We start from the raw sequence: 7,838 nt of genomic DNA on the forward strand, positions 1-7,838 counted from the left end.
AGCATCCGGCAAATGGAGCGCGACGACATCCCCTACATCATCCATCATGTCCCCTTTCACGCGGAGCAGGGACATGATGAGGGCATGGTCATCGCCGTCGACCGCACGGAGATGATCATCGCCCGGCAAAACCTGCAACACCTGGTCCTGGCCACCATGGCCGGGGTCGGGCTGCTGGCGCTCATCGTCGGCGTCAGCATCGCCCGCGGCATCGTGCGCCCTCTTGCCGCGGTGGTCGGCAACCTGCGCGAAATCGCCGAGGGCGAGGCCGACCTGACGCGCACCCTAAGGGTTTCCAGCGGCGACGAGGTGGGGCTTCTGGCGGAAAACTTCAACCGTTTTCTCGGCCGCCTCGCGGAAACCGTGCGCCGCATCCGCGGGGTGCGCGACGACTTGGGCGAGGCCATGGAAAAAATCCGCCTGACCTCCCAGGCCGTCAACCAGGGCACCCGGCAGCAGTCCGTCTCCCTGGAGGAATCCCACCAGGCGCTGCAAAACATCGACGCCACCGTGGCCGGGATCGCCGAGAATCTCAACCGGCTGCTCATGGCCGCCGAGGAAAGCTCCTCGGCCACCCTGGAAGTGGGCTCCACCACCGAGGAAATCGCCGGGCAGATGGAAATGGTGTTCGCCAAGGTCGAGGATCTCATCAGCGCCCTCAACGAGATGTCCACTTCCAGCCAGCAGATCACCGACAGCCTGACCAACCTCTCGGGCTCGACCCAGGAAACAGCGGCCTCGGTTACCGAACTCGACGCCGCCATCAAGGAGATCGAGCAGGCCGCCGAGCGCACCAACAACTTCTCCCAGGAGGCGGTGCGCGAAACCGAGCGCGGCAAGCGGGCGGTGGACGACAGCATCAGCGGCATCCAGGCCCTGTGCGCCACGGTGGAAAGAGCCACCGCCGTGATTCAGGATCTCGGCAATCAGTCCAACGCCATCGGCAAGATCCTCACGGTCATCGACGAGGTCGCCGACCAGACCGGTCTGCTCGCCCTTAACGCCGCCATCATCGCCGCCCAGGCCGGCCAGCACGGCCGCGGCTTCGCGGTGGTCGCCGACGAGATCGGCGAGCTCGCCCAGCGCACCGCCGTCTCCACCCGGGAAATCGCCGCCATCATCAACAACCTCCAGGGCGGCACCCGCGAGGCGGTGGACACCATGACCACCGGCAACGAGAAGGTGCGCCAGGAAGCGGAAAAAGCCCGCATCGCCGGCGAGGTGCTGGAAAAAATCCGCCAGAGCACCCTCAAATCCTCCGAGGAAGTGCGCGGCATCGTGCGCGCCACCCAGGAGCAGGCGCGCGGCAGCCAGCAGATCACCAAGGCGGTGAATTCCAACACCGACACGCTGATGCAGATCGCCGCCGCCATCAAGCAGCACAGCCACGGCATCCGCCACCTCAACACCACCTCCGAGGACCTGCGCGACATCGCCGCGCGGGTCAAGGCCAGCACCAGCGAGCAGACCATCGGCAGCCGCCAGATTTCCCAGAACATGGAGAAAATCCGCGACATGATCGAGAACATCAACGAAGCGACCCTGGCGCAGAGCGCGCGCAGCCACCAGGTGGTGCAGGCGGTGCTGAGCATGCGCGAGATCGCCGAGAACAACGTCGAGCGCACCAAGGAACTCGATCAGGTGGTGGAGAACCTCTCCAGCCACGGGCGCACCCTCAAGGAAGAGATCGGTGCGTTCAAGGCCTGAGAACAGCCTGCGCCTCGACGTCATCGTGCTCGGCTCGGGCACCTCGACGGGCGTGCCGACCCTGGGCTGCTCCTGCGCGGTGTGCACCTCCCAAACCCCGGAAAACCAGCGCACCCGCTGCAGCCTGCTGCTGAGCAGCGGCGGGCGCAACATCCTTATCGACAGCGCCACGGACCTGCGCCAGCAAGCCCTGCGCGAGGGCATCGGCCACCTCGACGCGGTGCTCTACACCCACACCCACGCCGATCACGTCAACGGCATCGACGACCTGCGCGCCTTCAACATGCACAGCGGCCAGGCGATCCCCATCTACGGCGACGCTCCCAGCATCGCCGGCATCCAGCGCGTTTTCGCCTACATCTTCGACGAGGAACTCGAACCCGGCTACCGCCCGCGCCTGGAGCCGCGCGTCATCGGCGGCCCCTTCGAGCTCTTCGGCCTGCCCATCCAACCGGTGCCCCTGCATCACGGCTCGGGCGGCTCCCTGGGTTTTCGCATCGGCCCCTTCGCCTACCTCACCGATTGCAGCGCCATCCCCGAAACCTCCCTGCCGCTGCTGCGCGACCTGCACACGGTGATCATCGACGGCCTGCGCTTTCGTCCCCACAGCACGCACTTCAACATCCCCCAGGCCATCCAGGCCATGCGCGACCTGCACGTCAAGCGCATCATCCTCACCCACCTCAGCCACGACATCGACCACCACCGCCACGGCGCCGCCCTGCCCCCCGGCGCCGAATTCGCCTACGACGGGCAGCGGCTGTCCTTTCTCCTCTAGTGTCCCGTGCGGCCAGTCCTGTCTTCTAATTCCGGCTATTTTTGGCGCTGCCTGCGTTGCGCCAACTTGACTTAGCGCATGGCTAGGCCTGCGTTGGCGGCGCCTTGGCAACACCAAAAATATCTCAGAATTATTCGACACGACTAACCGCACGGGACACTAGGCCAAGGGCGCGCTGCCTTCTTGCCGAACCCTCAGGTTTCGCTATAATCGGCAAATACTTTGGCATTACTGTGGATTTTGTATTTTCGAGGCGTCCATGAAAGCTCCCGAACCAAACCGCATCCGCAACCTCGGCATCATCTCCCACATCGACGCGGGCAAGACCACCGTGTCGGAGCGCATCCTCTTTTACACGGGAGAAACCCACAAGCTCGGCGAGGTGCACGAGGGCACCACGGTCATGGACTGGATGCCCCAGGAGCAGGAGCGCGGCATCACCATCACCGCCACCAGCACCGCCTGCCGCTGGCGCGATTACTGGCTCAACCTCATCGACACGCCCGGGCACATCGATTTCACCATCGAGGTGGAGCGCTCCCTGCGGGTGCTCGACGGCGCCATCGCCATCTTCAGCGCGGTGGAGGGCGTGCAGCCGCAGAGCGAATCGGTGTGGCGCCAGGCCAACCGCTACGCCGTGCCACGCATCTGCCTGATCAACAAGCTCGACCGCGTCGGCGCCGACGTGGCGGCGACCCTCAAGCAGATGGAGGAACGGCTGGGCGCGCGGCCGGTGCTCATGCAGCTGCCCTGGGGACTGGAAGGGGAGTTTCGCGGGGTGATTGACCTGCTCGACGCACAGGCCCTGAGCTTCGTCGAGAGCGATCAGGGCGCCACGGTCGAATCCTCGGAGGTTCCCGAGGAACTGCGCGAGGCGGCGGCACGCGGGCGCGAAGCGCTCGTCGAGGCGGCGGCCGATTTCGACGACGCCGTCATGGACGACTTCATCGAGGGGCGCCCCGTGACCAGCGAGCGCCTGCGCGCGGCCCTGCGCCGCGGCACCCTGGCCTGCCGCCTGCAGCCGACCTTTCTCGGCGCGGCGCTGCGCAACAAGGGCATTCAGCCGCTCCTCGACGGGGTGGTGGCCTACCTGCCCTCGCCCCTCGACACGCCGCCGATCAAGGCCCTTGACCCCAACAGCGACGCGCCCCTGGAACTGCCCAACGATCCCCAGGGGCCGCTGTGCGCCCTGGCCTTCAAGGTACTGGCCGACGAGGGCCGCAAGCTGACCTACCTGCGCCTCTATTCGGGACGGCTGGCCGCCGGAGACATGCTGTTCAACAGCACGCGCAACGGCGAGGATCGCCTGGCGCGGCTGTTTCTCATGCATGCCCACAAGCGCGAGCGCATCGACGAGGCGCGCGCCGGCGACATCGTCGCCGCCACCGGGCTCAAGGATGTATTGACCGGCGATACCCTGTGTCGCCGCGAGCAGCCCCTGCTGCTGGCCGGGCTGACCTTGCCCGAACCCGTGGTATCGGTGGCGGTGGAGGCGCGCGCCGTGGAAGATCGCGAAAAACTTGGTCCCGCCCTGGAAAAACTGCAATGGGAGGATCCGACCTTTCGCGTGCGCGAGGATGCCGAGACCGGGCAGACGATTCTCACGGGCATGGGCGAGCTGCATCTGGAGGTGGTCGTCGACCGCCTGAACCGGGACTTCGGCGTGCAGGTCAAGACCGGGCGCCCCCAGGTGGTCTACCGCGAAACCCTCACCCGCGCCCACCGCCACCGCGAGGTCTTCGAGCGCGACATCGACGGCCGCCGCCATCAGGGCGAGGTGCTGCTGCGGCTCGAACCCCAGGCGCGCAACACGGGCCTCGCCATCGAACTGGCGCCGTCCGTCGCCGAACTACCCGCCGAGTGGCGCACCCTCATCGAGGAGAGCCTGCGTCAGGCCTGCCGCGGCGGGGTGCGCGCCGGCTATCCCCTTATCGATCTGCGCGTGCGCGTCGAGGAAGCGCCGCTCATCCCAGGCCAGACCACCGACCTGGGGCTGCGCGCCGCCCTCCAGCGCGGCTTTGCCCTGGCCGCCCGCGAGGCCGCGCCGACCCTGTTGGAACCGGTGATGGCCCTGGAGCTGACCGTGCCCAGCGACTACACCGGCAAGGTGCTCGGCACCCTGCAGCAGAAACGCGGTCAGGTGGAAGGCATGCAGTCGCGCGGCGCGGTCGACGTGATCCGCGCCCAGGTGCCGCTGGTCGAGATGTTCGGCTACATGACCGAACTGCGCAGCGCCACCAAGGGCCGCGGCACCTACACCCTGGAATTCTCCCACTTCGATCAGGCGCCGCCCGAGACCCTGCGCCGCTTCGGCTGGTGAGGCAAGGCTATTTCTTCTTTTTCTTTTTGTCCTTGTCCTTGTCCTGATCCGCGCCCTTGATTTTCTTGGCGTCGCACAGGTGCTTTTCCTTTTCCGAGACCGCGCCGCACTTCTTGCAGGTGTACGCCCCCGGATGGGGATCGGTTTCGGACTTGCCCTTCCGGCAGGATCCCATGGCCGCGCCTCCTTGTCGAAAATCTTCAATTTTCAAAGGTTACCATATCCTGCCAGAGGCGCAGTTCTGGGATTTGTCGTTGACATCAGGGAGGCAAAATCCTACTTTTAGCCTGCTCCGTTGCATTTCAACCCCCTCGCCCTGGAGGATTTCGTGAGATTGCGCACCCTAATTACCTCTCTGTTGCTGACCCTGGTCGCCGCCACCCCCGCCCTCGCCCAGAGCGGCTTTTACCTGAGCGCCTTCGCCGGCACCCAGTACCTGGAGGATTCGAAATTGCGCGCCGCCGGGGTGCGCGACATCAACGTCGAGTTCGACTGGGGCAGCCATGCCGGTTTTTCCCTGGGATACAACACGGGGCGCCAGTTCAGCACCCGCGACAACGTCACCGGACGCCTCGAGGTGGAATTCGCCGTGCGCAACAACGACGTGGACGCCATCGAGGTCAATCAGCGCTTCGAGCCGCGCGGCGGCGAAATGAAGGTCACCAGCCTCATGGCCAACAGCTGGATCGACATCCGCACCAACACCCCCTTCGTGCCCTTCTTCGGCATCGGCCTGGGCGCCGCGCGGCTTAATTTCGACAACGCCGGCTTTGCCGACGACAGCGACACCCGCTTCGCCTATCAGATCGGCGCCGGTGTCGGCCTGCCCGTCGGCCGTCACTTGAATTTCGACCTCGGCTATCGCTACTTCGCCACCCTGGATCCGACCTTCACCGATCCCGATGGAGTGCGCAATGAAGTCGACTACGCCACCCACAACCTGACCTTCGGCGTGCGCCTGGGCTTCTGATTTTCCGTCATTTCGGCCGCCCGCGCGCGCGGGCGGCCCTTTCCCTCCCCCATGCATTTCTCATCGCCTCGCTCACAGTCCCCAAACAAAATGCTATTATTTTACTCAGAATAACCACCGTGCGCTGTGGAGGTCTGCCATGCAACTCTATCTGGTGCGCCATGCCAAGGCCGTGGAACGGGCCTTCGACATCCCCGAGGAATTGCGCTTTCTCACCCCCGAGGGTCGCGAGCGCTTTCGCGCCGCCGCCGCCGGCCTGCGAAAAAAGGGCATGGATCCCGAAGTGATCGTTTCCAGCCCCCTGGTGCGCGCCGTGCAGACCGCGGAAATTCTCGCCGAGGCCCTGACCTTCAACGGTCCACTGACCGTTGATGAGGCCCTCGCGCCCGGCTTCGGCCTGGAAGGCCTGCACCGCATCCTCGGCCGTCACCCGGGCGTCAAGGCCCTGGCCTGCGTCGGCCACAACCCCGACCTGAGCGATCTCGGCGGCGCCTTACTAGGCAGGCCCGGCGCCCTGTCCCTGAGCAAGGGCGGCGTCCTGGCGCTGGACTGGGATCCCGAGGCCGCCGGGCAATCCGGGCGCTTTCTCTGGTTGCTGGCCAAGGGCAAGTTTCACACCGATGTGACGACGATGATTGCATGAGTCAATTAAACGAGGATCCGATGCCCCTCACCAAGCTCAAGACCTTGCCCAAGCCAAGCCCTGTCGAAGCGCCGGCGCCCCAGGAAAACCGCAGGCTCGCGGCCATCGATATCGGCACCAACTCGATCCGCTCGATCGTCGTGGAAGCGCGTCCCGGCAGCGAGTTTCAGGTTCTCGACGACGAAAAGGCGACGGTGCGTCTCGGCGAGGGCCTGGCGGCCAGCGGCGAAATCTGCCCGGCGGCCTGGGAGCGCGCCCGCGAGGCCCTGGCGCGCATGCTCAAGATCCAGCAGGGCTACGGCGTTTCGGCGGTGGAGGCGGTGGCCACCAGCGCCGTGCGCCAGGCGCGCAACGGCGAGGCCTTCGTCGCCGCGATTCAGGACGAACTGGGCCTCGCCATCGAGGTCATCAGCGGCGAGGAAGAAGCCGAATTGGCCTTTCTCAGCGCGCGCAGCAGCTTCGAGATGGACAATCTGCACTATGCCCTGGTGGACATCGGCGGCGGCAGCGCCGAGATCATCACCACCATGGGCAGCCAGATCGAGGAGATCTTCTCCCTGGACCTCGGCGCGGTGGTGCTCACGGAAAAATTCCTGCCCAAGGACCCCATCGCCCCGGAGGACCACGCACGCCTGCGCAGGCACATCCGCTCCGTGTTGAAAAAAACCCTGCGCGACCGCGATGCCGCCGTGCAGTGCCTGATCGGCTCGGGCGGTACCCTCACCACCATCGCCGCCATGGTCATGGCCCAGCGCCGCGAGCAGTTCAACAGCTTCCAGGGCTATGAGGTGCTGCGCTCCGAGGTGGTGCATCTGCTCGCCATGCTGCTGCGCAAGCCCCTGCGCGAGCGGCGCGCCGTCTCGGGGCTGGCGCCCGAGCGCGCCGACATCATCATTGCCGGCATGACCGTGGTCGACGAGCTCATGCGCCGCTTCGGCACCAACATCCTCAAGGTCAACGAGCGCGGCATCCGCCACGGCCTGATCCTGCGCAGCCTGGAAAAATACGGCCTGGTTGCGCCGTCGCGCAAATCCGCCAACTGGCGCACGGCGGTGCTGAGCTTCGCCCGCGCCTGCCATTTTCACGAGGATCACGCCGATCAGGTGGCGCGCCTCGCCCTGAGCATGTTCGACGCCCTGGCGCCAAGCTTTGGGCTGGATGGCCGCCAGCGCCGCCTGCTCGAAGCCGCCGCCCTGCTCCACGACGTGGGCTACTTTATCAACTACGCCCGCCACCACAAGCACAGCTATCACCTGATCCGCCACGCCAGCCTGTTCGGCTTCAGCCCCCGCGAGCAGGAGATCATCGCCAACATCGCCCGCTATCATCGTCGCGCCCTGCCCAAGAAAAGCCACGAAAACCTCCTCGGCCTCTCCAGCGACGACCGCCGCAGCGTGGCGCGCCTGGGCGGCATCCTGCG

General features: G+C 65.9%; 7 protein-coding genes. 6 read left to right on the plus strand and 1 reads right to left on the minus strand.

Features of this window, described 5'->3' with window-relative positions:
* The 3 genes from QAT43_RS13055 to fusA all read left to right on the plus strand — a co-directional run.
* Positions 1 to 1,707 (plus strand): methyl-accepting chemotaxis protein (locus tag QAT43_RS13055; protein ID WP_305043522.1); only part of this gene is annotated, 1,707 nt, incomplete at its 5' end.
* Positions 1,691 to 2,485: a GPMC system MBL fold metallohydrolase gene (locus QAT43_RS13060; RefSeq protein ID WP_305043523.1), complete on the plus strand. Its 795-nt coding sequence runs from the start codon at positions 1,691 to 1,693 to the stop codon at positions 2,483 to 2,485. The genes QAT43_RS13055 and QAT43_RS13060, both read left to right, overlap by 17 nt.
* 259 nt (positions 2,486 to 2,744) lie before the next feature.
* Positions 2,745 to 4,805, plus strand: a complete 2,061-nt coding sequence (fusA, locus tag QAT43_RS13065) for an elongation factor G (RefSeq protein ID WP_305043524.1) — start codon at positions 2,745 to 2,747, stop codon at positions 4,803 to 4,805.
* Positions 4,806 to 4,812: 7 nt separating this feature from the next.
* On the opposite strand, the gene QAT43_RS13070 is transcribed toward fusA, so the two are convergent.
* A complete protein-coding gene (locus tag QAT43_RS13070) occupies positions 4,813 to 4,980 on the minus strand; it encodes a hypothetical protein (RefSeq protein WP_305043525.1) in 168 nt (55 codons plus the stop codon).
* Between the two features lie 153 nt (positions 4,981 to 5,133).
* Between QAT43_RS13070 and QAT43_RS13075 the strand changes: the two genes are divergently transcribed.
* The 3 genes from QAT43_RS13075 to QAT43_RS13085 form a co-directional block, all read left to right on the plus strand.
* A complete protein-coding gene (locus QAT43_RS13075; protein ID WP_305043526.1) occupies positions 5,134 to 5,775 on the plus strand; it encodes an outer membrane protein in 642 nt (213 codons plus the stop codon).
* Between the two features lie 139 nt (positions 5,776 to 5,914).
* Complete coding sequence (locus tag QAT43_RS13080; protein ID WP_305043527.1) at positions 5,915 to 6,418, plus strand: SixA phosphatase family protein; 504 nt, start codon at positions 5,915 to 5,917, stop codon at positions 6,416 to 6,418.
* A 20-nt stretch (positions 6,419 to 6,438) separates the two neighbouring features.
* The coding region (locus tag QAT43_RS13085) for a Ppx/GppA phosphatase family protein (RefSeq protein WP_305043528.1) at positions 6,439 to 7,838 on the plus strand (1,400 nt) is incomplete at its 3' end.

It is taken from the genome of Geoalkalibacter sp. (assembly GCF_030604225.1).
In the GTDB taxonomy this organism is placed as follows: Bacteria; Desulfobacterota; Desulfuromonadia; order Desulfuromonadales; family Geoalkalibacteraceae; genus Geoalkalibacter.

Coding starts and splice junctions, on each gene's coding strand:
- fusA (WP_305043524.1), top strand. CDS start 2,745: ATGAAAGCTCCCGAACCAAACCGCATCCGCAACCTCGGCATCATCTCC.
- QAT43_RS13070 (WP_305043525.1), bottom strand. CDS start 4,980: ATGGGATCCTGCCGGAAGGGCAAGTCCGAAACCGATCCCCATCCGGGG.
- QAT43_RS13080 (WP_305043527.1), top strand. CDS start 5,915: ATGCAACTCTATCTGGTGCGCCATGCCAAGGCCGTGGAACGGGCCTTC.